Origin of the sequence: Limnospira sp. PMC 289.06, from assembly GCF_032350395.1 — a bacterium.
Classification (GTDB): domain Bacteria; phylum Cyanobacteriota; class Cyanobacteriia; order Cyanobacteriales; family Microcoleaceae; genus Limnospira; species Limnospira platensis.
Genome location: NZ_JARPLC010000374.1, coordinates 1 through 886, shown reverse-complemented (window position 1 = coordinate 886; position 886 = coordinate 1). Strand labels below are relative to the sequence as shown.

The following is an 886-nucleotide window of genomic DNA, read 5'->3' as shown; positions in this document are numbered from 1 at the left end:
TCGGAATTGTCATAAACCCGCCCCCACCCACCCATAAATCATCAAAAGCCAGCCGGAATGATATAATATATAATTAGGATATTGCGGGTTTATCCGGTGTAAATAGGGCGGGTTTATGGAGTTTATTTGTTACTATCATATAGCCCCGTGAACCCGCCCCTACAGATAATTTGTGATGGTTTATCAATATGAAATACAATCCTGATATTCATAACCGCCAATCAATTCGTCTCCGAGAATATGATTACAGTCAACCTGGGGCATACTTTGTCACAATTTGTATTTATCATAAACAATGCTTGTTAGGTGAAATTAAAGACCAAACTGTAATCCTCAATTGTTATGGTGAAGTAGTTAAATTTAATTGGTTTAATCTAACCAGAGTTTACCCTTCAATTGAGTTAGATAGCTTTGTGATTATGCCTAATCATATTCATGGCATTATTATTTTAACAGACCACAGCCATACTCTCTCAAAAGTTGTTCAAGGTTTCAAAACTTTTTCTAGCCGTAGGATTAATCAATTGCGATCGCTTTCTAAAGTTCCTGTATGGCAAAGGGGATATTATGAACATATTATTAGGGACGAAAAAACATTACAAAAAATTCGGGAATATATTGTAAATAATCCCTATAATTGGAAAACTGACGAAATGCACCCATCCCAGAAATTTCCAATTTCCAAAAACATTACCAGCCCGTAGGGGCGGGTTCCGCAGTCAATCAAACTTCCCCACCGGAATTGTCATAAACCCGCCCCCACCCACCCATAAATCATCAAAAGCCAGCCGGTATGATATAATATATAATTGGGATATTGCGGGTTTATCCGGTGGGGATAGGGCGGGTTTATGGGGTTTATTTGTTACTATCATATAGCCCCGTG

At 38.3% G+C, this 886-nt stretch carries 1 protein-coding gene; it reads left to right on the top strand.

All coding sequences use genetic code 11. The features are described from left to right. Window positions 1-188: 188 nt before the first annotated feature. Window positions 189-704 carry an REP-associated tyrosine transposase gene (locus P5674_RS25275; RefSeq protein ID WP_014274081.1) on the top strand — a complete coding sequence of 172 codons (516 nt, stop codon included), beginning with the start codon at window positions 189-191 and terminating at the stop codon, window positions 702-704. Window positions 705-886 lie beyond the last annotated feature (182 nt).